This window comes from Pseudomonas sp. D4-21, assembly GCF_051132125.1.
Taxonomy (GTDB): domain Bacteria; phylum Pseudomonadota; class Gammaproteobacteria; order Pseudomonadales; family Pseudomonadaceae; genus Aquipseudomonas.
On record NZ_CP071664.1, the window covers coordinates 5,227,239 to 5,248,093 of the forward strand.

At 61.4% G+C, this 20,855-nt stretch carries 17 protein-coding genes, 2 pseudogenes and 1 riboswitch; of the genes and pseudogenes, 9 read left to right on the top strand and 10 right to left on the bottom strand.

The annotated features are described in order from the left end of the window. Nucleotides 1-26 precede the first annotated feature (26 nt). On the bottom strand, nucleotides 27-410 hold the full coding sequence (locus tag J3Q04_RS23615) for an MAPEG family protein (protein WP_420764991.1): 384 nt from the start codon (nucleotides 408-410) through the stop codon (nucleotides 27-29). 45 nt (nucleotides 411-455) lie between these two features. After that, nucleotides 456-554: pseudogene (locus J3Q04_RS23620) on the bottom strand (EamA family transporter); the annotation flags it as partial. Between the two features lie 190 nt (nucleotides 555-744). Between J3Q04_RS23620 and J3Q04_RS23625 the strand changes: the two are divergent. Further along, nucleotides 745-1,914 carry an MFS transporter gene (locus tag J3Q04_RS23625; RefSeq protein ID WP_434561849.1) on the top strand — a complete coding sequence of 390 codons (1,170 nt, stop codon included), beginning with the start codon at nucleotides 745-747 and terminating at the stop codon, nucleotides 1,912-1,914. On the opposite strand, the gene J3Q04_RS23630 is transcribed toward J3Q04_RS23625, so the two are convergent. After that, a complete protein-coding gene (locus tag J3Q04_RS23630) occupies nucleotides 1,865-2,749 on the bottom strand; it encodes a formate/nitrite transporter family protein (RefSeq protein WP_434561847.1) in 885 nt (294 codons plus the stop codon). The genes J3Q04_RS23625 and J3Q04_RS23630 overlap by 50 nt on opposite strands. A 91-nt stretch (nucleotides 2,750-2,840) precedes the next feature. Beyond that, nucleotides 2,841-3,242: an acyl-CoA thioesterase gene (locus J3Q04_RS23635; protein ID WP_420764994.1), complete on the bottom strand. Its 402-nt coding sequence runs from the start codon at nucleotides 3,240-3,242 to the stop codon at nucleotides 2,841-2,843. A gap of 189 nt (nucleotides 3,243-3,431) precedes the next feature. Next, nucleotides 3,432-3,538: riboswitch (S-adenosyl-L-homocysteine riboswitch) on the top strand. A gap of 23 nt (nucleotides 3,539-3,561) precedes the next feature. Here J3Q04_RS23635 and ahcY point away from each other — a divergent pair. The 5 genes and pseudogenes from ahcY (at nucleotide 3,562) to J3Q04_RS23660 (ending at nucleotide 10,154) form a co-directional block, all read left to right on the top strand. Beyond that, nucleotides 3,562-4,971, top strand: coding sequence for an adenosylhomocysteinase (ahcY, locus tag J3Q04_RS23640; RefSeq protein ID WP_420764995.1), 1,410 nt, complete (start codon nucleotides 3,562-3,564; stop codon nucleotides 4,969-4,971). A 180-nt stretch (nucleotides 4,972-5,151) separates the two neighbouring features. Next, complete coding sequence (gene metF, locus J3Q04_RS23645; protein ID WP_420764996.1) at nucleotides 5,152-5,997, top strand: methylenetetrahydrofolate reductase [NAD(P)H]; 846 nt, start codon at nucleotides 5,152-5,154, stop codon at nucleotides 5,995-5,997. Between the two features lie 81 nt (nucleotides 5,998-6,078). Next, complete coding sequence (locus tag J3Q04_RS23650) at nucleotides 6,079-7,161, top strand: hypothetical protein (RefSeq protein ID WP_434561845.1); 1,083 nt, start codon at nucleotides 6,079-6,081, stop codon at nucleotides 7,159-7,161. A gap of 55 nt (nucleotides 7,162-7,216) precedes the next feature. Next, a pseudogene (locus tag J3Q04_RS23655) lies at nucleotides 7,217-8,025 on the top strand (substrate-binding periplasmic protein); the annotation flags it as partial. Nucleotides 8,026-8,258: 233 nt separating this feature from the next. Further along, nucleotides 8,259-10,154, top strand: a complete 1,896-nt coding sequence (locus tag J3Q04_RS23660) for a DEAD/DEAH box helicase (protein WP_434609073.1) — start codon at nucleotides 8,259-8,261, stop codon at nucleotides 10,152-10,154. 244 nt (nucleotides 10,155-10,398) lie between these two features. On the opposite strand, the gene J3Q04_RS23665 is transcribed toward J3Q04_RS23660, so the two are convergent. From J3Q04_RS23665 to J3Q04_RS23675, 3 genes are all read right to left on the bottom strand, one after another. Continuing rightward, nucleotides 10,399-10,980, bottom strand: coding sequence for a YceI family protein (locus J3Q04_RS23665; protein ID WP_420764999.1), 582 nt, complete (start codon nucleotides 10,978-10,980; stop codon nucleotides 10,399-10,401). 32 nt (nucleotides 10,981-11,012) lie between these two features. Next, nucleotides 11,013-11,564, bottom strand: a complete 552-nt coding sequence (locus tag J3Q04_RS23670) for a cytochrome b (RefSeq protein WP_434609071.1) — start codon at nucleotides 11,562-11,564, stop codon at nucleotides 11,013-11,015. 1,038 nt (nucleotides 11,565-12,602) lie between these two features. Then, nucleotides 12,603-14,363, bottom strand: a complete 1,761-nt coding sequence (locus J3Q04_RS23675; protein ID WP_434609070.1) for a flavin monoamine oxidase family protein — start codon at nucleotides 14,361-14,363, stop codon at nucleotides 12,603-12,605. Nucleotides 14,364-14,611: 248 nt separating this feature from the next. Here J3Q04_RS23675 and J3Q04_RS23680 point away from each other — a divergent pair, with 248 nt between their 5' ends. Together J3Q04_RS23680 and J3Q04_RS23685 are read left to right on the top strand one after the other, a co-directional pair. Further along, nucleotides 14,612-16,018, top strand: a complete 1,407-nt coding sequence (locus J3Q04_RS23680; RefSeq protein WP_434609068.1) for an adenosylmethionine--8-amino-7-oxononanoate transaminase — start codon at nucleotides 14,612-14,614, stop codon at nucleotides 16,016-16,018. Nucleotides 16,019-16,106: 88 nt separating this feature from the next. Beyond that, entirely contained in the window at nucleotides 16,107-16,826 is a 720-nt protein-coding gene (locus J3Q04_RS23685) for a 16S rRNA (uracil(1498)-N(3))-methyltransferase (RefSeq protein ID WP_434561837.1), read from the top strand. A gap of 115 nt (nucleotides 16,827-16,941) precedes the next feature. Here the strand turns inward: J3Q04_RS23685 and J3Q04_RS23690 are convergent, their stop codons facing one another. Further along, complete coding sequence (locus J3Q04_RS23690) at nucleotides 16,942-17,844, bottom strand: transporter substrate-binding domain-containing protein (protein ID WP_434609066.1); 903 nt, start codon at nucleotides 17,842-17,844, stop codon at nucleotides 16,942-16,944. 23 nt (nucleotides 17,845-17,867) lie between these two features. Continuing rightward, a complete protein-coding gene (locus tag J3Q04_RS23695) occupies nucleotides 17,868-19,106 on the bottom strand; it encodes a D-amino acid dehydrogenase (RefSeq protein ID WP_434611497.1) in 1,239 nt (412 codons plus the stop codon). A gap of 105 nt (nucleotides 19,107-19,211) precedes the next feature. Here J3Q04_RS23695 and J3Q04_RS23700 point away from each other — a divergent pair, with 105 nt between their 5' ends. Then, the gene (locus J3Q04_RS23700) at nucleotides 19,212-20,135 is read left to right on the top strand and encodes a LysR family transcriptional regulator (protein ID WP_434561833.1); all 924 of its coding nucleotides are present in this window, start codon (nucleotides 19,212-19,214) and stop codon (nucleotides 20,133-20,135) included. Here J3Q04_RS23700 and trhA read toward each other — a convergent pair. Then, the gene (gene trhA, locus J3Q04_RS23705; protein WP_420765005.1) at nucleotides 20,123-20,740 is read right to left on the bottom strand and encodes a PAQR family membrane homeostasis protein TrhA; all 618 of its coding nucleotides are present in this window, start codon (nucleotides 20,738-20,740) and stop codon (nucleotides 20,123-20,125) included. The genes J3Q04_RS23700 and trhA overlap by 13 nt on opposite strands. Nucleotides 20,741-20,855 lie beyond the last annotated feature (115 nt).

A 20,855-nucleotide genomic window follows, 5' to 3' on the forward strand; every position in this document is an offset into this window, starting at 1 on the left:
AAAACACCGAAACGCCAAAGCCGGGTTCAAGCCGAAACGAAGAAGAAACTCGCCACCAACCCTACCCCCACGAACCATACCAGCGAACGCAAGACTGCCCAGTCGGCCAAATAGCAAATGATGTAGAGCAGGCGGCTGGTGATGAACAACACAGCCAGGACGTTGATGGTCACCAGTTCGGCATTGCCGGCCAGGTGCGCAACGATCACGGCGGCGGCAAAGAACGGAGCGATTTCGAAACTGTTCAGTTGCGCGGCGTAGGCGCGCCGGGGAGCACCTTCGAGTGAGTCGAGAAAGTCCCGGGGATCGTGGTTATCTTGCAGCCTATATTTCCCGCCTGCCTTGGCGATGCCGATACACAGGTAAGGCAGGAGAAAAGCGATCAAAACACACCACAGGGCAACTGTCATACCGCATTTTCCTTTTTTAGTTTTAGAGATTCGAAGGCAAGCATCTCAGGATTTCATCACCAGCATGCCAACCTGCACCAGCCCGCAGGCTAAGAGTCGCTGCCAGCCGAAAGGTTCTTTCAGGCAGTGCATGCCTAAGAACACGCGCTCCATTACGCCTGCAGAATAGACTCGCGATCCGTTAGCAGCCGTTTATACTGCACTCGACCACGCCGCACTCAGTTGCGCATAGACCAATTCCAATAATTCTGCCGCCGCCTCGTTCGTCCGAACCAAGGCGTCGGCATGCGTATGCCTGATCCGAGCGTCAAGACTACAGACAGAGACCTTGCGCATGCCACTCGCCTTGCTTGCTTTGGCCGTTGCCGCTTTTGGCATCGGCACGACCGAATTCGTCATCATGGGCTTGCTGCCCGACGTCGCCCGAGACCTGGCCGTGAGTATTCCTCACGCCGGGTTGCTGATTACCGGTTATGCCCTGGGGGTTGTGTTCGGCGCGCCGATCCTGGCGATCGGCACCGCGAACATGCCGCGCAAGGCCACGCTGCTGGGAATGACCCTGATGTTCATTCTGGGCAACGTGCTCTGCGCCCTGGCGCCGAACTACACCACCCTCATGGCCGCCCGGGTCATCACTGCGTTATGCCACGGGGCGTTTTTTGGTATCGGCTCGGTGGTGGCGGCCGGGTTGGTGGCGCCGAACAAACGAGCCCAGGCGATCGCGATGATGTTCACCGGCCTGACCTTGGCGAATGTCCTGGGCGTGCCGCTGGGTACGGCCTTGGGCCAATATGCCGGCTGGCGGTCGACGTTCTGGGCTGTGTCGGTGATCGGTGTGATCGCGGCCATCGCCCAGTGGGTCTGGCTGCCAAAGGAAATCCCGATGGACAAGGCCAACCTCGCCAGCGAATTCAAGGTATTGGGCAAGGCCAACGTGTTATTGGCCCTGGGCATGAGCGTGCTGGCCTCCACCAGCCTGTTCAGCGTATTCACCTACATCGCGCCGATCCTGCAGGACATCACCGGCGTCAGCCCTCACGGTGTCACCGTCATGCTGTTGCTATTCGGGGTCGGCCTGACGGCGGGGAGTTTCCTCGGTGGACGCCTGGCCGACCGGCGCTTGCTGCCATCCCTGGTGGGCATGGCGCTGGCCGTGGTGCTGGTGCTCGCCGCCTTCAGCCAGACCAGCCGATCGGTGATCCCGGCGGCGATTACCCTGGTGCTGTGGGGCGTCTTTGCCTTCGCCCTTTGTCCGATCCTGCAACTGCTGATCATTGACCAGGCCCATGAGGCCCCGAACCTCGGCTCGACCCTGAACCAGAGCGCGTTCAACCTTGGCAATGCCGCCGGCGCGTGGATCGGCGGCCTGGTCGTCGCCAGCGGGGCCGACCTTGCGGATCTGCCGTGGACCGGCGCCCTGGTTGGCGGGCTGACCGTACTGGCCGCGCTTTACTTTATTTTTCGGCAGCGTCGCTTGGGCGCCGTGGCACGCCTTGCCGACTGAGGGGCGTATTGGTCTCGCTGCGCACTTGGGCGTGGCTGATCAGCGCGAAGATGAAACTGCCGCCAATAATGTTCCCCGCCAACGTCGGTGCGGCGAACACCATCCAGAAGTCTTCCCACGACAGCTGGCCGGCAAACACCAGGTAAGACACCTCGGCCGAGCCGACGACGATGTGGGTGAAATCCCCAAGCGCCATGAGGTAAGTGATCAGCACGATGATCCACATCTTGGCGCTTTCCATGGACGGGATCATCCAGACCATGGTGGCGATCATCCAGCCGGAGATGATGCCCTTGGCGAACATCTGGCCCGTGTCGTTTTCCATGACCTTGCGACCGATATCGAGAAAGGCCAGGTCGGTGCGCTGGTCGAAAATCGGTAGATGCAGCATCACGTAGGCCACCAGCAGCGTGCCGCAGAGGTTACCCACCAGCACCACGCTCCATAGCCGGAACAACCGGCCGAAGTTGCCCAGTGTCGGCTTGCTCATGATCGGCAGCACAGCGGTCAGGGTATTTTCGGTAAACAATTGCTGGCGCGCGAGGATCACCGCCAGGAAGCCCGCGCAATAGCCGAGGCTGGCGATCACCTTGAAACCTTCATGATCCGGCAACCGCGAGTTGAGCAGCCCCATCGCCATCAGCGACAGCCCCATGGTCAACCCGGCCGCAAGGGCCGACCACCACAGCGCCGCCACGCTGCGCTCCAATTCCTGGTCACCCTGGGTGCGGATGATTTCATGCAACACCGCGGCGCGAGGCGGCTGGTTGCGGTCGACTTCGTGCTGCTCCTCTGCCGAGAGATCAGGGGTCTTGCCGTCTTTATGAGTGTCCATACAGCTCCTGAACCGGTGGCGTGATGTAGCTACGACACGCGGCGTACGGAGCTGTTCAGTGGTGCCCGCAAATGAGAGGCATATCGCCATCCTATTCGATGGCATCGTCCTGGAATTGATCCTTGACGTACTTGATCTCGGTCCGGCCATGGGGGGCGGGCAAGCCGTCTTCGCCAAGATTGACGAAGACCATTTTTTCCACCGTCAGGATGCTTTTGCGGGTGATCTTGTTGCGCACTTCGCAGGTGAGGGTGATGGAGGTACGACCAAACTCCGTGGCGGTGATACCCAGTTCGATGATGTCGCCCTGGCGCGAAGCGCTGACAAAATTGATTTCGGAGATGTACTTGGTGACCACGCGCTGGTTGCCCAGCTGGACGATGGCATAGATGGCCGCCTCTTCGTCGATCCAGCGCAACAGGCTGCCACCGAACAGCGTGCCATTGGGATTGAGGTCTTCGGGCTTGACCCATTTGCGGGTGTGGAAATTCATGATCACTCCTGGACGTCTGGCCGATGAATGCCCGCATCATGGCAGACCGTGCAGATCCGCTCTACGCCGCGGCGCCTATAACGATCATCGGCAATTTTGATTTGCCGACAGAAACCCTTTGGAAGATCCGCTTAGCCCGTTATAATCGCCCCGCTTTACCCGGCCCACCCTTTGGTCCGGTCCCGCCACCTGTCCGAGGGGCGCTGCAGCAGGCTCGACCTGTCAGGCTCGGATGGGGCGTTGCTTGTACGGGGCTCCCCGCACAGGCACTAAACGCACAACGGCGCCCATTCGCATACATTACGAATGGAGGCTCTTGATGAGCGCTGTTATCACGCCTGCTGCTTTTACCGACTACAAAGTCGCCGACATGTCCCTGGCTGACTGGGGCCGTCGCGAAATCATCATCGCCGAATCCGAAATGCCAGCCCTGATGGGCCTGCGTCGCAAATACTCTGGCGAACAGCCATTGAAGGGCGCGAAGATCCTCGGCTGCATCCATATGACCATCCAGACCGCCGTGCTGATCGAGACCCTGGTTGCACTGGGTGCCGAAGTGCGCTGGTCCTCCTGCAACATCTTCTCGACCCAGGACCAGGCTGCCGCCGCCATTGCCGCTGCCGGCATCCCGGTCTTCGCCTGGAAAGGCGAGACCGAGCAAGAGTACGAGTGGTGCCTGGAGCAGACCATCCTCAAGGATGGCCAGCCATGGGACACCAACATGATTCTTGACGACGGTGGCGACCTGACCGAGCTGCTGCACAAGAAGTACCCGGCCGTGCTGGACAAGGTCCATGGCGTGACCGAAGAAACCACCACTGGCGTACACCGCCTGCTGGACATGCTGGCCAAGGGCGAGCTGAAAATCCCGGCCATCAACGTCAACGACTCGGTGACCAAGAGCAAGAACGACAACAAGTACGGCTGCCGCCACAGCCTCAACGACGCCATCAAGCGCGGCACCGACCACTTGCTGTCCGGCAAGCAGGCCCTGGTGATCGGCTACGGTGACGTGGGCAAGGGCTCGGCCCAGTCCCTGCGTCAGGAAGGCATGATCGTCAAGGTGTCCGAAGTCGACCCAATCTGCGCCATGCAAGCCTGCATGGACGGCTTCGAACTGGTTTCGCCGTTCATCGACGGGATCAACGACGGCACCGAAGCCAGCATCGACAAAGCCCTGCTGGGCAAGATCGACCTGATCGTGACCACCACCGGCAACGTCAATGTCTGCGATGCCAACATGCTCAAGGCTTTGAAGAAGCGCGCCGTGGTCTGCAACATCGGCCACTTCGACAATGAGATCGACACCGCTTTCATGCGCAAGAACTGGGCATGGGAAGAAGTGAAGCCACAGGTCCACAAGGTTCACCGCACCGGCACTGGCAGCTTCGATCCGCAGAACGATGACTACCTGATCCTGCTGGCCGAAGGCCGCCTGGTCAACCTGGGCAACGCCACAGGCCACCCAAGCCGCATCATGGATGGCTCGTTCGCCAACCAGGTCCTGGCCCAGATCTTCCTGTTCGGCCAGAAATACGCCGACCTGCCACCGGCCCAGAAAGCCGAGCGCCTGACTGTGGAAGTACTGCCGAAAAAACTCGACGAAGAAGTGGCCCTGGAAATGGTCCGCGGTTTCGGCGGCGTGGTCACCAAGCTGACCAAGCAACAGGCTGACTACATCGGCGTTACCGTCGAAGGCCCGTTCAAGCCGCACGCTTACCGTTACTGATCGGCGCCCCCCTTCCGGGGGGATGCACTTTTGTAGGAGCGAGCCTGCTCGCGATCGACGTCGCCTCGGTCTGACACTCCGATCGAGGTGCCTGCATCGCGAGCAGGCTCGCTCCCACACTGGCCCGCCTCCACAGGGCTCTGCAAGCCTCACGGCCTACGAGTTTCCAAGGATATGACCATGTCCCAAGACCGTCGCTACAGCTTCGAATTCTTCCCGACGAAGACCGATGCTGGGCATGAAAAGCTGATCGCCACTGCCCGCCAGCTGGCAAGCTACAACCCTGATTTTTTCTCCTGCACCTACGGCGCTGGCGGTTCGACCCGCGACCGCACGATGAACACCGTGTTGCAGCTCGAAAGCGAAGTCAAAGTCCCCGCCGCGCCACACCTTTCTTGCGTGGGCGACAGCAAGGACGACCTGCGCAGCCTGCTGACCCAATACAAGGCAGCCGGCATCAAGCGCATCGTTGCCCTGCGCGGCGACCTTCCGTCGGGCATGGGCATGGCCAGCGGAGAGCTGCGCCACGCCAATGAACTGGTTGAATTCATTCGCGAGGAAACCGGCGAGCACTTCCACATCGAAATCGCCGCTTATCCGGAGATGCACCCGCAGGCGCGCAATTTTGAGGATGACCTGCACAACTTCGTGCGCAAGGCCAACGCCGGCGCCAACAGCGCGATCACCCAGTATTTCTTCAATGCCGACAGCTATTTCTACTTTGTCGAGCGTGTTCGCCAGATGGGTGTGGACATTCCCGTGGTTCCGGGAATCATGCCAATCACCAACTACAGCAAGCTGGCGCGTTTCTCGGACGCCTGCGGCGCGGAAATCCCGCGCTGGATCCGCAAGCAGCTGGAAGCCTATGGTGACGACACCGCCAGCATCCAGCGCTTCGGCGAAGAGGTCATCACGCAAATGTGTGAGCGTTTGTTACAAGGCGGCGCACCGGGGCTGCATTTCTATACCCTGAACCAGGCCGAGCCTAGCCTAGCGGTATGGAACAATCTCAAACTGCCGCGTTAATGACTTAATGCAGTGGTACAAAAGGGCCCTGGCAAAAACCAGGGCCTTTTTCTTTAAAAAAAGGACATCAGGAGCAACTCGATGCCGAATGGTCAAAGGTCGACGACCCCACAACTTATCTATTTGGTCTATGGGGCCGAGACCTATCACCAGGAAGCGGTGTTCAGTATCGCCAGCGCCTTGGCGGGCCTGCGGGAGACCCCCGATGAGGCATTGGACATCCAAGTGTTCACCGACAATGCCGCGCCCTACGTGGATTTGCCCGTTCGAGTGCGCCACCTGGACAACGAAACGCGCCAAGGGTGGATCGCTCCCCACGGCTATCATTTCCGCGCCAAGCACGTGGTCATGCGGAAGGTGCTCGAAGAAAGCGACCTGGCATTGCTGATCGACACGGACACCTTCTTCCATTGCTCGCCGATCGAGCTGTTCAAGCGGATCGAGCCGGGCACACTGTTGTGCAATGCCGTCGGCATGAACTATGGCGCCAACAAGGATGCCGGGCTTTACCTGACCCTCGCCCAGCCCTTGGCTCAACGAGAACTGGCCGACGACAACATGCCGCTACTCAATTCCGGCGTGATTGGCCTGTACGCAGTCGATGCGGCAATCCTCGATCACTCCATTGCGCTGATGGACGAATTTTATCCGTTGGCCCAAGGAGCCTATACCCTGGAAGAGTTCTGCCTTTCGGTGGCGGCCTATCGCAAGGTCAAGGTGCGTGAATGTCCAGACCTGATCCACCACTACTGGAGCCGCAAGCAGCTGTTTCGGGCCAAGACCAAGGCCTGGTATGACAAACACCGCGCAGCCCCCGTGGGCCAACATGCCCTGGATGAAACGCGGCAAGTCACTGCCATACTACCGCGCCCACCTACCTTCCAGCGCCTGGCCTACAAATTCATTACCGTGGCGTTGCCCGGTCACAAACGTCAGTTCATGCGCGAGATCCTGTACGGCTGCTATCGCCATACCAATCCATTCGACCAGGCGTGCGGCCCGGTCTGGTGGGAAAAGGCCCTGGAGAACGTCGAGCACCGGTTGAAGAAGCCTTTGGAAGACCATGAGCTCAAACATTGGCTCAGCCATCCCGTGATTCGCCTGGTGCTGGGTAAACGCCGAGAAGCCATCTACCGACACCTGATGCAGACAAAGAGCAACTGAGCCACGTGCTAGAGCGCTCTAGCTATTTAATGAGTTCTCGTCGTAACCTCCGGTCATGCCCGTAATCCTCCCGTTGCTGACAGCCCTCCTTCTCTCGTGCCTGAGCGTTGCCGCCCAGGCCGAGAAGTTGCGCATTGTCACCGAACCCTGGGCACCTTATGTCTACGAGGAAAACGGCAAGACCCTTGGCCTGGACTATGAAACCACGGCCATTGTGTTCAAACGCCTGGGCATCGATGTGGAATGGCAACTGCTGCCGTGGAAGCGCTGCCTGGCCATGCTGGAGCAAGGTTTGGCAGACGGCGCGCTCGACATATTCCACAGCGACGAGCGCGATGCCCTTCTGCTATACCCCAGCGAACCGCTGTCGGAGGTTGAATTCGTCATGTTCTATGCCAACGCCCGCCCCCACCCTTTTCGCACGCTCGACGACCTGGACGGGCTGACCGTCGGCACGTCGCCCGGTTATCTGTATAGCCAGGCGTTCAGGGAATCGAGCCGATTCAAACGGGAAGCGGCTCCGACCCACGAAGCCAACTTCGGCAAGTTACAGCTGGGCCGCATCGACCTGCTCATCACCGACCGTCGTGTAGGCCGACACGCCGTCAAGGCGCTTCAACTGGACAACCAGATCACAGAGAATCCCACCGTGGTGAGCCGCCAGAGCCAATACCTGGCGGTACGACGCAAGGCGGGCATGGACTTGCTCGTGCAACGCTTCGGCGCCGAGCTCAAGCGTTTCAAGCATGAACCGGCCTATGCCGAGCTGAGTGCTCGTTATGGCGCTGCTCCGGCGGCCAAGGCGGCTGGGCACAACGCGGTGTCACGCTGAAATGCACCGTTGAGCAGCAGGAAAGCAGCGCAGGGCGATTGCTCTGTTATACTCCGGCCTTCCCGCCAGGCTCACGCCCGGACGCCCGGTCTTGCAAAAGGCATCCCGACACCGCTACAGCGCAGCTTCCAGCCCGCGCGAGCCCTGTCCGGACGTGTCTTCCAGACCCGGCGGGACCGGACGGGATGAGGTCTCCAATCGACCGCATTCGCGCCAGGCAAGACTATCCCATTGGGCCAGGCCCTCACTAAAAACAGGATTACTCATGTCCTTTGCTTCCCTCGGTCTCTCCGAGGCTTTAGTCGGCGCCATCGAAGCCGCCGGCTACACCCAGCCTACCCCGGTGCAACAGCGGGCCATCCCCGCCGTGTTGCAAGGTCGCGACCTGATGGTCGCCGCACAGACAGGTACTGGCAAGACCGGCGGTTTCGCCCTTCCGATCCTGGAGCGGCTGTTCCCTAACGGTCACCCAGACAAATCCCAGCGCCACGGCCCGCGCCAACCGCGCGTCCTGGTCTTGACCCCGACCCGCGAACTGGCCGCCCAGGTGCACGAGAGCTTCAAGGTCTATGCGCGCGACCTGAAATTTGTCAGTGCCTGCATCTTTGGCGGTGTCGGCATGAACCCGCAGGTCCAGGCCATGGCGCGCGGCGTCGACGTGCTGGTGGCCTGCCCCGGTCGCCTGCTGGACCTCGCCGGCCAGGGCAGCGTCGATCTGTCCCACGTGGAAATCCTCGTGCTGGACGAAGCCGACCGCATGCTCGACATGGGTTTTGTCCATGACGTGAAGAAAGTGCTGGCACGCCTGCCGGCCAAGCGCCAGAACCTGTTGTTCTCGGCGACCTTCTCCAAGGACATCACCGACCTGGCCGGCAAGCTGTTGCACAACCCGGAACGCATCGAAGTCACGCCGCCGAACACCACGGTCGAGCGCATCGAACAGCGCGTGTTCCGCCTGCCGGCCAGCCACAAGCGTGCCCTGCTGGCGCATTTGATCACCACAGGCGCCTGGGAACAGGTCCTGGTGTTCACCCGCACCAAGCACGGCGCCAACCGCCTGGCTGAATACCTCGACAAACATGGCCTGCCGGCCGTGGCGATCCATGGCAACAAGAGCCAGAACGCTCGCACCAAGGCCCTGGCTGACTTCAAGGCCGGCGAAGTGCGCATCCTGGTCGCCACCGACATCGCCGCCCGTGGCCTGGATATCGACCAGTTGCCCCATGTGGTCAACTTCGAACTGCCGAACGTCGATGAAGACTACGTGCACCGTATCGGCCGTACCGGCCGGGCCGGTCGTTCGGGCGAAGCGATTTCCCTGGTCGCGCCGGACGAAGAAAAACTGCTCAAGAGCATTGAGCGCATGACCAAGCAGAAAATCCCCGACGGCGACCTGATGGGCTTCGATGCCAGCACGATCGAGGCCGAAAAGCCTGAAGTGCGCGAGCGTCCGGATGTGCGCAACCCGCGCAACCCACGTGGCCCGCGGGGCGACGGCCCGAATGGCAGTGGCGGCGGTCGCAAGGACAAGGGCAAGGACAAGGGCAAGGGCAAGGACAAATCGGCCAGCAACGGTCGCGGCGAGCGCCCGGCCCGCGAGCAGAAACCACGCGAAGGTACGCCGGCCCGCGAACAGCAGCGCCCTGCCCCTCGCGCCGCAGCCGATCGCGGCCCGGCCGATCGCGGCCCGGCCGATCGCGCCCCGGACGAGTTCCTCGACGACGATATCGATAACTTCGGTAACCGTGTCGACTACGTGCCACAGCAGAAACCGGCCCAGGGTCGCGGTCGCCGTCCTGGCGCCCCGGCACAAGGCGCAGGTTCGGGCGCACCGCGCGGTGGCCAGTCACAAGGTCGCCAGAACGGCCCGCGCAACAGCAACGGTTCTTCCACCGGCACCCCGCCGGCCAAGCGCAACGGCCCGCGCAGCGGCGCCCCACGTGACGGCCAGGCCCGGCGCGAAGACTCCCGACCTCGCCGCCAGGCCCGTGGTGACGACCAGCCTCGCCAGGAACCCGCCGTGCAGAACCCGCGAGGCAACCAGCCGAAAATCATCCACAAGGAATCGAAAACCGATCGTTTCCCGACGCCTGAGCAGCTGGACCAATTACCAAGCCGTCCGCGTGGCGAAAAACCGGCCTTGCTGACACGCAATCGCTGAGTTTCTCCAAGCCATGAAAAATGCCCCGGGTCTCACGACCCGGGGCATTTTTTTTGTGAACTCTTCCAGCTGTGGGAGCGAGCTTGCTCGCGATGGCGGCAGGCCTGCCACATTGATGTTGGCTGAAGCGCCGCTATCGCGAGCAAGCTCGCTCCCCCCAGCATCCTTTGTATCGCCGAAATCCAGAGCAATAAAAAACGCCCCTGGCCGCAAGACCAGGGGCGTTTTTCGTCAGGGGCTAACGTTACTTCGCCTTGACGCCTTCAAACGAGACATACAACTCGACCGCGTCGGATTTCGGACCCAGGTCTTTCTGCTTGCCGAAGTCGGAACGCTTGATGGTGGTAGTGCCTTCGAAGCCGGCACGGTAGCCACCCCATGGGTCTTTGCCTTCGCCCAGGAAGGTCGCCTTGACCACAACCGGCTTGGTCACGCCCATCAGCGTCAGGTCACCGGTCACGTCGGCGGTGTTTTCGCCGGTGGACTTGACGCTGGTGGACACGAACGTGGCCTTGCCGAATTTGCTGGCGTTTAGGAAGTCAGCGCTGGCGATGTGTTTGTCGCGCTCGGCGTGGTTGGTGAACACGCTGGCGGTGTTGACGTTGAACTCGATCTTGCTGTCTTCAGGCTTGGCGGCGTCGAAGCTGAACTTGCCGTCAATATCCTTGAAGGTACCGGTGATGAAGCTATAGCCCAGGTGGCTGATCTTGAAATCAACGAAGGCATGCTGGCCTTCCTTGTCGACCACGTAGTCTGCGGCCATGGCCTGGCCGGCGGACAGCAGGGCAGAACCGATTGCCAGGGCGGCGAGCGTCTTTTTCAACATGCTTTCTATTCCTTTGGAGTCGAGGTTGAACATCAGGCTTGGCGCCCCAGCATGCGCTTGAGGGTCGCGTCACGGTCGATAAAGTGGTGTTTCAATGCTGCCAACGCATGAAGGCCGGAAAAAATTACCAACGCCCATGCCAGGTAAAAGTGGATCTGGCCGGCGACATCTGCCTGATCGGGCAGTCCGGACACCAGCGCGGGTACTTCAAACAGACCAAACACCGAGATCCCGACACCGTCTGCGGTGGAAATCAGGTAACCGGCAATCATCACGGCGAACAGCCCGAGATACAGCGCGCTGTGGCCAAGCTTGGCGCCTACGCGGGTCAGTCGCCCGTAGGTTTCCAGGGTCGGTGGCGGCGGGCTGACAAAACGCCAGAGCACCCGCAACACCATCACCGCCAACAGCACCAGGCCGATACTCTTGTGCAGCTCCGGCGCGTCTTTGCGCCAGGTGCTGTAGTAGTCCAAACCGACCATCCACAAGCCCAGCGCAAACAGCCCATACACCGCCAAGGCAACGGCCCAATGGGAAACGATGCTGACCCAGCCATAACGAGAAGAGGAGTTGCGAAGCTGCATTGCTCATATCCTGTAAAAACTGCGATCAAGACTAGCGACTTATCGATCGATTTAAAGCGGAAAATTTCGCTTTGAAATATCGAGAAATACGATGATCAGTCTGCAGAGGGTGGGTTAAGGAAAGATTAAAGCGGATGCGTTGCGTGGTGGCGAGGGGAAGCGGGCATGGATCCCGCAAGATGGAAGGGGCTCATCGTGAGCAGGCTCGCTCCACGAAAGGCCGTGCTGGGTGATATTCCCTGTCTCCTCAAGCCCCGGGGAAGCGCTCGTATCGATATTTTCCGTGGCTTCGTCCCGGGACGGATGTCCAAGCCAAAGCGGGTCAAAAGTTTATTTGAGGACGTGGAAATTAAAAACTTGGTCGTTTTCGCTACTGCCTCTCTAGAGTTATCTGTTGACGCACTCAGGCCTGTAAGGATCCATATCGCATCTATACGACAATTGAGGATCGTGTTTTTTAAGTATCATACGGCCATCTGTACAGCCGCTGCCGAAGAGCATGATCAATAATATTAATGCCGCCACCGGTTTCATATGTTGCTCCAGTTCTACGCGTCTAACGCTTTGAATCAATTAACCGAGCACTCAGGCTTATATGGATCAAAGGTGCATTTGTACGCCAACTGAGGGTCCCGTTCTGGAATCATCGGAATAATCAGGGGATCCCGACATTCACCATACACACACCCGTACAGCGAAACCGATACGACCATTGCCATTAGTATTTTCATACGCGCTCCTGTTTTTCGAGGAGCCTAGACTTTTGGCTTGGTGCGCTATATCGCCTGCTTCCGGTTAAAGGGTGGGAAGTTTCCGATATCTCGTCTAGCCCTGTAGGACGTCGGCGTAATGATCCACCCGTGGCGAGGGAGCTTTCTCCCGCTCGGCTGCGAAGCAGTTGTAAACCGGCGGGTGCGGTGTGCCTGATGCTCGCATTCGGCAGGACTGGGGCCGCTTCGCGGCCCAGCGGGAGCAAGCTCCCTCGCCACGGGTTTATTGATTGCCTTAAGTGAACGGCAGCGTTCTTTGCACCTGACCTTACTGAGCCTTGATCTCAGTAGTCGCTGCCGGCTTGGCGGCGGGTTTCTTCACTGGCTCAGCCTTTTTCACTGGAGCCTTGGCCGGGGCCTTTTTAGCCGGGGTCTTGGCCGCCGGCTTCTTCGCCGCTGGCTTGGCCGTGACTTTCTTGGCTGGCTCGGTCTTCGCCGGCGCCGGCGCGGGTGGCTCCACCGGCGCAGGGGCTGGGACGGGGGCCGGTGCCGGCGCTGGAGGCGGCGCTACCGGCTCGGGAGCCTTGGCCGGTTCCGGCTTTTTGTCGTCATCCGAGCCACCGAACAGGTTGGTGAAGAAGTTGCCCTTCTTCGCAGCCACCGCACCCGCTGCCGCCGCCGCCACCGGAGCCACCTTAGCCGGTTCGAATGATTTGCCGGCGGCCAAGTCTTGCACCTGGCTGGCGGCACGTTGGCCACTGCGTAGCGCGCCTTCCAACGTGCCTGGATACATGGCGTCGGTGTGTTCACCGGCAAAAGCTACGCGCTGCAAAGGCTTTTCCCACAGGCGCCAGTATTTGCTGATCTGACCCGGACCAAACGCCAGGTACGCGCCGCCCATGGAAGGGTCGGTGCTGTAGCGACGGATTTCATAACCGGTGAACGCACCGCGCGCTTGGGGATAAAACGCATGCAGGCGGATCAGCACTTGGTCGACCATCTGCTTGTCGCCAAAAGCCTGCATCACCCGGGCATTGTCGCCGGACAGGTTGATGACCACATTCGCCCCGCCCTTCAAAGCCGGCTCGATCCACATCATGCCCAGGCCGGCGTTGCTGTAGATCTCGCCCGACATGCGCGCCTTGCTGTCCCAGACCGGGGTCTTGAACTTGAGCATGATCTGGTCGCGCCAGCCGTAATTGGTGCCTTTGATCGCGCCCTGGTGCTGGGCATCGAGGGCCGGGGTCAGCTGGATCTTGTTCAACGCCCGCAGCGGCACCGCGAGCACGACGTAGTCCGCCTGGTAACCCACGCTGCCGACCTTGACGGTGACGCCGTCCTTGTCCTGGGAGATGGCCGAGACCGGGGAGCCGGTCTTGATAGTTTTCAGTTGCTTGACGAACGCCTGGGCCAATACCGGGCTGCCACCGAGCAGGCGCGAGGCGCGCAGGTCACGGTCGGATACGCCGCGATAGACGCGGTTCTGCTGTGCGAAATACAGCAGCGACAGGCGGGACGGCTCGTCATAGCGCGTGCGAATTTCCTGATTGACCAACTGCCGCGCGGTAGCGGGCAGCTGCAAGCGGTCGAGCCAGTTGGACACGGTGATCTGGTCGAGGGCGTGCAGCGTGTTGGTGGCCGTCGGGTTCAGCGGATCGTCGATGGACCGCGCCAGCTCGTCCAGGGTGGTTTCATAGCGCTTGAGCGCTTCGGCGGTGGCGGGCTGCTTGGTCGCCAGGTCGGCGGCGGTGAAATAAGCACCGTCGATCAGGTAACTCGGGGTGCGCACGAATTCCGGCGCCGGCGTGGTGCTCAGCTTGAAGGTGGAGACGTATTTGTTCAGCACCGGCTGGGTCTTTTCGTTGCCGATCCACTCACTGGTGGCCATGCCCGAGCGACCGCCCAGGCTCGGCTTGGCTTCCAGCAGCGTCACGGCCCAGCCTTTGTTCTGCAATTCGTAGGCCGCCGTCAGCCCGGCCAATCCACCGCCGATGACGATGGCCGTCGGTTGCTTGTCCTTGGCCAGCGCCGAAACGCTGAACAGCCCTATCATCACCAGCGCACAGGCGCGCAGCCAACCAGCAGACATTCAACGAACTCCGGAACAAAGCGTAAGAATTTTCGGTTTTTTGAGCCAGTCGGCTCTCGGTTTTTCGAGCCAGTCGGCTCAGGGAACGGCGAAGAATACGTCAGCCATCAAAGCGCCGCCAGCGACGTCTATCGCCTGGCCCAAAGTCGCGTGAATGACACAATGGGTTGTCCGCGGGGCCGCCATTGCATAGGCTTGCGCGATTGTTTTGCCCGCGCCCGCCGCGAGCCGCCTCGAGGAGACTGTACATGGGCCTGAATAACCAGTGGATGCAACGCGATCTCGCGGTGCTGTGGCACCCCTGCACGCAGATGAAAGATCACGAACAGTTGCCGCTGATCCCCATCAAGCGCGGCGAAGGCGTGTGGCTGGAAGACTTCGAAGGCAAGCGCTACCTCGACGCGGTGAGTTCCTGGTGGGTCAACGTCTTCGGCCACGCCAACCCGCGCATCAACCAGCGCATCAAGGATCAGGTCGATCAACTGGAGCACGTGATTCTCGCCGGTTTCAGCCACCAGCCGGTGATCGAGCTGTCCGAGCGTCTCGTGAAGATGACGCCTGAAGGACTGACCCGGTGCTTCTACGCCGATAACGGTTCGTCCTGCATCGAAGTGGCGATGAAGATGAGCTTTCACTACTGGATCAATCGCGGCCGGCCGGACAAAAAACGCTTCGTCACCCTGAGCAACAGTTACCACGGCGAAACCATCGCGGCGATGTCGGTGGGCGACGTACCGCTGTTCACCGAAACCTACAAGGCGTTGCTGCTGGACACGATCAAGGTACCCAGCCCCGACTGCTACCACCGCCCCGAGGGCATGGGCTGGGAAGAGCACTCGCGAAACCTGTTCGCGGCCATGGAACAGACCCTCGCCGAACACCACGACAGCGTCGCCGCCGTGATTGTCGAACCGCTGATCCAGGGCGCCGGCGGCATGCGCATGTATCACCCGGTGTACCTGAAGCTGTTACGCGAAGCCTGCGACCGCTACGGCGTACACCTGATCCACGATGAAATCGCTGTCGGCTTCGGTCGCACCGGGACGATGTTTGCCTGTGAGCAGGCCGGCATCACCCCGGATTTCCTTTGCCTGTCCAAGGCACTGACCGGCGGCTACCTGCCGCTGGCGGCATGCATGACCACCGACGAGGTGTACAGCGCGTTCTACGACGACTACCCGACTCTGCGCGCCTTCCTGCATTCCCACAGCTACACGGGTAACCCGCTGGCCTGCGCCGCAGCCCTGGCAACGCTGGATATCTTCGAAGAAGACAACGTCATCGAAACCAACAAGGCCCTGGCCCAACGCATGGCGAGCGCCACCGCGCACCTGGCCGATCACCCGAACGTGGCCGAAGTGCGCCAGACCGGCATGGTGCTGGCCATCGAGATGGTCAAGGACAAGGCCAGCAAAACCGCCTATCCGTGGCAGGAACGGCGTGGGCTGGCGGTGTTCCAGCATGCCCTGGAGCGCGGTGCGCTGTTGCGGCCGCTGGGCAGCGTGGTGTATTTCCTGCCGCCCTATGTCATCACGCCGGAGCAGATCGATTTCCTGGCGCAAGTGGCCAGCGAAGGCATCGACGTTGCCACACGGGAAAAGGTTAGCGTGGCAGTGCCGAAGGACTTCCATCCGGGTTATCGCGATCCGGGCTGAATCCCGGCCTCCTGTTGAAACACTGTTGTGGTGAGGGGATTTAGCGAAACGTCGCCTCGCCACAGATTTAACTTTTCAGAGACTCCACATGAGACTGTCCCGCTTCTTCATCGACACCCCCCTGAGCCTTGGCGATCACGAGTTGCCTGAAGCCCAGGCCCATTACATCGGCCGGGTGCTGCGCATGGCCGAGGGCGATGCGGTGCAGGTGTTCGATGGCTCGGGCCAGGAGTTTCGTGGCACCCTGGCCGAGGTCGGCAAGAAACGCGTGCGCGTGCAGCTCGACGAGCAATTTGCCGGGCAAGCCGAGTCGCCGTTGCGCATTCACTTGGGCCAGGGCCTGTCCCGGGGCGAGCGCATGGATTGGGCGATCCAGAAGGCCACCGAGCTGGGAGTCACCGAGATCACGCCGATCTTCACCGAGCGGTGCGAAGTGCGCCTCAAGGACGAGCGCGCCGACAAGCGCCTGCTGCATTGGCGCCAGGTGGCGATCAGCGCCTGCGAGCAATGCGGGCGCTCCACCGTGCCGGTGATCCACCCTCCACTGCTGCTGGCCGACTGGCTGAAGCAGACCGACGCCGAATTGAAACTGGTGTTGCACCCGGTGGCCGATCCGCTGACCAGCCATGCCAAGCCCTCGTCCCTGGCGTTCTTGATCGGCCCCGAGGGCGGGTTGTCGGATGGCGAGGTCGAGCAGGCCAAGGCCGCCGGCTACCACGCCGCCCGCCTCGGCCCCCGCGTGCTGCGCACCGAAACCGCTCCGGTGGTGGCGCTGGCGGTGGCGCAGCAGTTGTGGGGGGATTTCTGAAGCCGAATGTAGATCCCTGTGGGAGCGAGCTTGCTCGCGATGGCGGTGGGCCAGTCAACATCGATGCTGACTGATCCGGCGCTATCGCGAGCAAGGGCTCACCGGCACATGACAGCTACTGCACCGGATCGCTCGTCGGCTTGGCAATGATCGCCTTCAACTCGCTGGTCATCGGGAACTCCAGGTTCAGCCCCTTCGGCGGGATCGGCTTCTGGAACCAACGGTCGTAGATGGTGTTGATTTCTCCTGATTTGTACAGGTCCGCCAGGGTCGCGTTGACCAGCGCCAGGAATTGCGGATCGTCCTTGCGCACCATGCAGCTGTAGATTTCCCGCGACTGTTCTTCCCCGACCACGACCCATTTGTGTGGATCGCGCGCCTTCGCCCGTTCGCCATAGAGCAGCGCGTCGTCCATGTAGAACGCCGCCGCCCGACCGGTCTCGAGCATCTGGAAGGCTTCACCGTGGTCCTTGGCGCTGATGACGAACATCTCGACCTTGTTGTCCAGGTTGTAGCTTTTGAGGAACCGCTCGTTGGTGGTGCCGGCGGTGGTCACCACGTTCTTGCCCCGCAGGTCGGCGAAGCTGTGAATGCCGCTGTCCTTGGCCGTCAGCAACTGGCCCTTCACGTAAATGAAACCGTAGGAAAACGCCACTTGCTTCTGCCGCTCGGCCGTTACGCCAGTGGAGCCGCATTCCAGGTCCACGGTGCCGTTCTGCACCAGTGGGATGCGGGTCTGGGAAGTGACGAGGTTGTATTTCACGTTCAGTTGCGGCAGCGCCAGTTGCTGCTTGATCCGCTCGACGATCTTGCTCGCCAGCTCCACGGAGTAGCCCATCGGTTTGCCGCTGTTGTCCCCCACATAGGAAAACGGCACCGAGGCGTCGCGATAACCCAGCGTGATGCTCTTGCTGCTGGCGATCTTGTCCAGCGTGCCGGCCGGCGGCGCTTCGTTGGCGAATGCCGGGGCGCTCAACAGCAGGCTCAGGGTGCAGCCGATCAACGTGATTCTTTGCATTGTTATTCTCCGTTGCGGGTGGGTCAGGCGGCGCGGGGCGCGAGGCCTCGCATGTCGATGGAAGGTGTACGTTGGCGGATCAGTTCACTGAGCAAGCGGCCGCTGCCACAGGCCAGGGTAAAGCCCAAGGCGCCATGGCCCAGGTTGAGCCACAGGTTGCGATAGCCGGTGGCGCCAATCAGGGGCACGCCGCTGGGCGTGGCCGGACGCATGCCCGCCCACTCGACGGCGCGTTCGTAGTCCCCGGCCTGTGGAAAGGTTTCCATGGCCTGGCGGCGGATCAAGGCCAGGCGCCTGGGGTCCGGTGCCGGGTCAAAACCGACAATGTCCACCATCGCCGCCACTCGCAATTGTTCGCCGATGCGAGCGTAGACGACCTTGCGGTCATAGTCGGTGATGCTCAGGTCCGGCGCTCGGTGCCGCGCCTCGATGGGGACCGTCAGGCTGTAGCCCTTGAGCGGGTATAACGGCATTCGTACGCCAGGCAACGCCAGCGCTGCGCTGCGGTGGCCAGCGGCGACCACCAAGGCGTCCACGTCCAGGCGATGGCCGCCCAGGTCGATAGCCTGCACCTCACCGTTGGCATGATGGATAGCAGTCACCGCACGCCCCAACAGGAACTCGCAACGCCCCGAAGCCCGCAACCGCGCCGCCAATTGCTGGCAGAAGCCATGGCAATCGCCAACCTCCTCGTCCGGCGTATAGATCCCGCCCGCGAACGGCACGTCGGCCAATGCGGGTTCCAGGCTCGCGCAATCGGCGTGGCCCAGTACGTGCTGAGCAGGATCCGTTACCCGCCGCCGAGCGTGTTCGAAATGGCTGGCATTGCGAAACGTCACCAATTTGCCGTTGCGCCGCCAGTCAAAGCCGTCGAGGCGATCCTCTTCACGCCAGGTCTGCAATGTCGCTTGGCTCAGCAGTGCCAGACGCAACAGGTGTTCACCGTTGCGGCGGTTGACCGAGGTCCGGCACGCGGCGATAAACGCCGCCATCCAGCGCCATTGGGCCGGGTCGAGGCGTGGGCGCAGCTTGAGTGGCGAGTCCGCGCGCAACATCCAGCCAAGGGCCTGCCACGGCACCCCGGCATCCGCCAGCGGCGTGACGTAGCGATAGGACAACTGCCCACCATTGGCGAAGCTGGTTTCGCTGCCCAACGCGTCGCGGGCTTCCACCAGTGTGACATCGACGCCTTCGCGGACCAGCGCGTAAGCCGTCGCCAACCCGATCACGCCTCCACCGATGATGCAAACCCGCTGAGCCATGTTCATCCCACACCTGTTTTGAATGGGTCAAGGTTAGGATCGGATGACAGCGTTCGAACAATGAATAAAGATGGGCCTCCTATAAACAAAGGTTATGGACTCGCCATGCGCCTTCGTCATATCGAGATTTTCCAGGCCATCCGCCAGACCGGCTCCATCAGCGGGGCGGCGCAGTTGTTGCACGTCTCCCAGCCGGCCGTGACCAAGGTGTTGCAGCATGCCGAACAGCAACTGGGGTTTGCGCTGTTCCTGCGGGTGCGCGGCAAGCTGCAGGCCACGCCCGAAGCGCTGGAACTGGAACGCGAGGTCGACAAGGTCAGCGAAAGCCTGCAAGGCGTTCGGCGCCTGGCCCAGAGCCTGCGCCGCGAGCCCGGCCACAGCCTGCGGATCGGCGCCACGCCAGCCTTGGCCTTGTCGCTGATGCCGGCGGCGATCCATCACTGGACCCGACTGTATCCAGACATCGTGTGCGAATTATCCAGCGCCCACAGCCGCGAATTGACGCAAAACCTGCTGATGCGTGAGATCGACGTCGCCCTGACTTTGCAACCGCCCGATCACCCCGGCCTCAAGGCCCAGCCCCTCGCCAGCGGCGTGCTGGTGGCCCTGGCGCCCAGCGGGCACTGGCCCGAAATGGCCATCGGCACGCCCATGCCATTGCAGGCCCTGGCCGATGCGCCGTTGATCGGCCTGTCCAGCACCGACCCGCTATCGGCCAGGCTGGACGGCTATCTCAAGTCAGTGGAACCGCCGCCGCGCATCAACATCGCCGTGCAGACGTACTCACTGGCCCGGGCCATGGTCGAGTCCGGTGCCGGGCTGGCGGTGATCGACCCGTTCACGGCCTTGGGCGCTTCGAGCACCCGCACGGCCATCCGCCCGTTGTCACCTGCGCTGCCCATTTCCCTGTACGCCGTGACCCGGGCCAACGAGGCCCCAGCCCATACAATGGGTGCCCTGCTGGAGATTTTCGCCAGCCAGGCCCAGGCGCAACTGGATCGTCTGTTTACAAGTGCTCAAAGCACGTAGAACAGAATCGCCACGAAATGCAGCAGGCTGCCGGCAATGACGAACAAATGCCAGATGCCATGGGCATGGCGCAGGCGTTGGTCGAGCGCGAAAAAAACGATGCCCACGGTGTAGAGCACGCCGCCCGAGGCCAGCCAGGCGAACCCGGTGCTACCCAGCGCCGCCAACAACGGCTTGACCGCCACCAGGACGATCCAACCCATCACCGCGTAGATGACGATCGAGAGGACCCGCGCTTCGGAGCGTGGCTTGATCTCCTGCAGGATGCCGATCAGGGCCAGTCCCCAGACAATCCCGAATAACGTCCAGCCCCACGGCCCGCGCAGGGTCACCAGGCAGAACGGCGTGTAGCTGCCAGCAATCAACAGGTAGATCGAAAAATGATCGACCTTCTGCATGATTTCTTTTTTGCGTCCGCGCACGCTGTGATAAACCGTCGAGGCGCTGTAGAGCGCCAGCAAGGTGAACCCGTAGATTGCCACGCTGACAATCTTCCAGGGATCGCCGGCCATCCCGGCAATCACCAACAACCACACCGCGCCGATAAACGCCGCGACAGCCCCCACCAGGTGCGTCCAGGCGTTGAGTCGTTCTCCGTGATACATCCAATCCCACCCCACATTCCGAAACTGGCGCCAAGGCTCAGGCCTGGCGCCTGAAACTGCAATGAATTGCTTTTCAAATTGCGATACAGCACGTGTGGCGAGGGGATAAATCCCC

What these genes read in the sequence shown, in the direction of transcription:
- J3Q04_RS23615 (WP_420764991.1), bottom strand. Translation starts at nt 410, where the DNA reads ATGACAGTTGCCCTGTGGTGTGTTTTGATCGCTTTTCTCCTGCCTTAC.
- J3Q04_RS23625 (WP_434561849.1), top strand. Translation starts at nt 745, where the DNA reads ATGCCACTCGCCTTGCTTGCTTTGGCCGTTGCCGCTTTTGGCATCGGC.
- J3Q04_RS23630 (WP_434561847.1), bottom strand. Translation starts at nt 2,749, where the DNA reads ATGGACACTCATAAAGACGGCAAGACCCCTGATCTCTCGGCAGAGGAG.
- J3Q04_RS23635 (WP_420764994.1), bottom strand. Translation starts at nt 3,242, where the DNA reads ATGAATTTCCACACCCGCAAATGGGTCAAGCCCGAAGACCTCAATCCC.
- ahcY (WP_420764995.1), top strand. Translation starts at nt 3,562, where the DNA reads ATGAGCGCTGTTATCACGCCTGCTGCTTTTACCGACTACAAAGTCGCC.
- metF (WP_420764996.1), top strand. Translation starts at nt 5,152, where the DNA reads ATGTCCCAAGACCGTCGCTACAGCTTCGAATTCTTCCCGACGAAGACC.
- J3Q04_RS23650 (WP_434561845.1), top strand. Translation starts at nt 6,079, where the DNA reads ATGCCGAATGGTCAAAGGTCGACGACCCCACAACTTATCTATTTGGTC.
- J3Q04_RS23660 (WP_434609073.1), top strand. Translation starts at nt 8,259, where the DNA reads ATGTCCTTTGCTTCCCTCGGTCTCTCCGAGGCTTTAGTCGGCGCCATC.
- J3Q04_RS23665 (WP_420764999.1), bottom strand. Translation starts at nt 10,980, where the DNA reads ATGTTGAAAAAGACGCTCGCCGCCCTGGCAATCGGTTCTGCCCTGCTG.
- J3Q04_RS23670 (WP_434609071.1), bottom strand. Translation starts at nt 11,564, where the DNA reads ATGCAGCTTCGCAACTCCTCTTCTCGTTATGGCTGGGTCAGCATCGTT.
- J3Q04_RS23675 (WP_434609070.1), bottom strand. Translation starts at nt 14,363, where the DNA reads ATGTCTGCTGGTTGGCTGCGCGCCTGTGCGCTGGTGATGATAGGGCTG.
- J3Q04_RS23680 (WP_434609068.1), top strand. Translation starts at nt 14,612, where the DNA reads ATGGGCCTGAATAACCAGTGGATGCAACGCGATCTCGCGGTGCTGTGG.
- J3Q04_RS23685 (WP_434561837.1), top strand. Translation starts at nt 16,107, where the DNA reads ATGAGACTGTCCCGCTTCTTCATCGACACCCCCCTGAGCCTTGGCGAT.
- J3Q04_RS23690 (WP_434609066.1), bottom strand. Translation starts at nt 17,844, where the DNA reads ATGCAAAGAATCACGTTGATCGGCTGCACCCTGAGCCTGCTGTTGAGC.
- J3Q04_RS23695 (WP_434611497.1), bottom strand. Translation starts at nt 19,106, where the DNA reads ATGGCTCAGCGGGTTTGCATCATCGGTGGAGGCGTGATCGGGTTGGCG.
- J3Q04_RS23700 (WP_434561833.1), top strand. Translation starts at nt 19,212, where the DNA reads ATGCGCCTTCGTCATATCGAGATTTTCCAGGCCATCCGCCAGACCGGC.
- trhA (WP_420765005.1), bottom strand. Translation starts at nt 20,740, where the DNA reads ATGTATCACGGAGAACGACTCAACGCCTGGACGCACCTGGTGGGGGCT.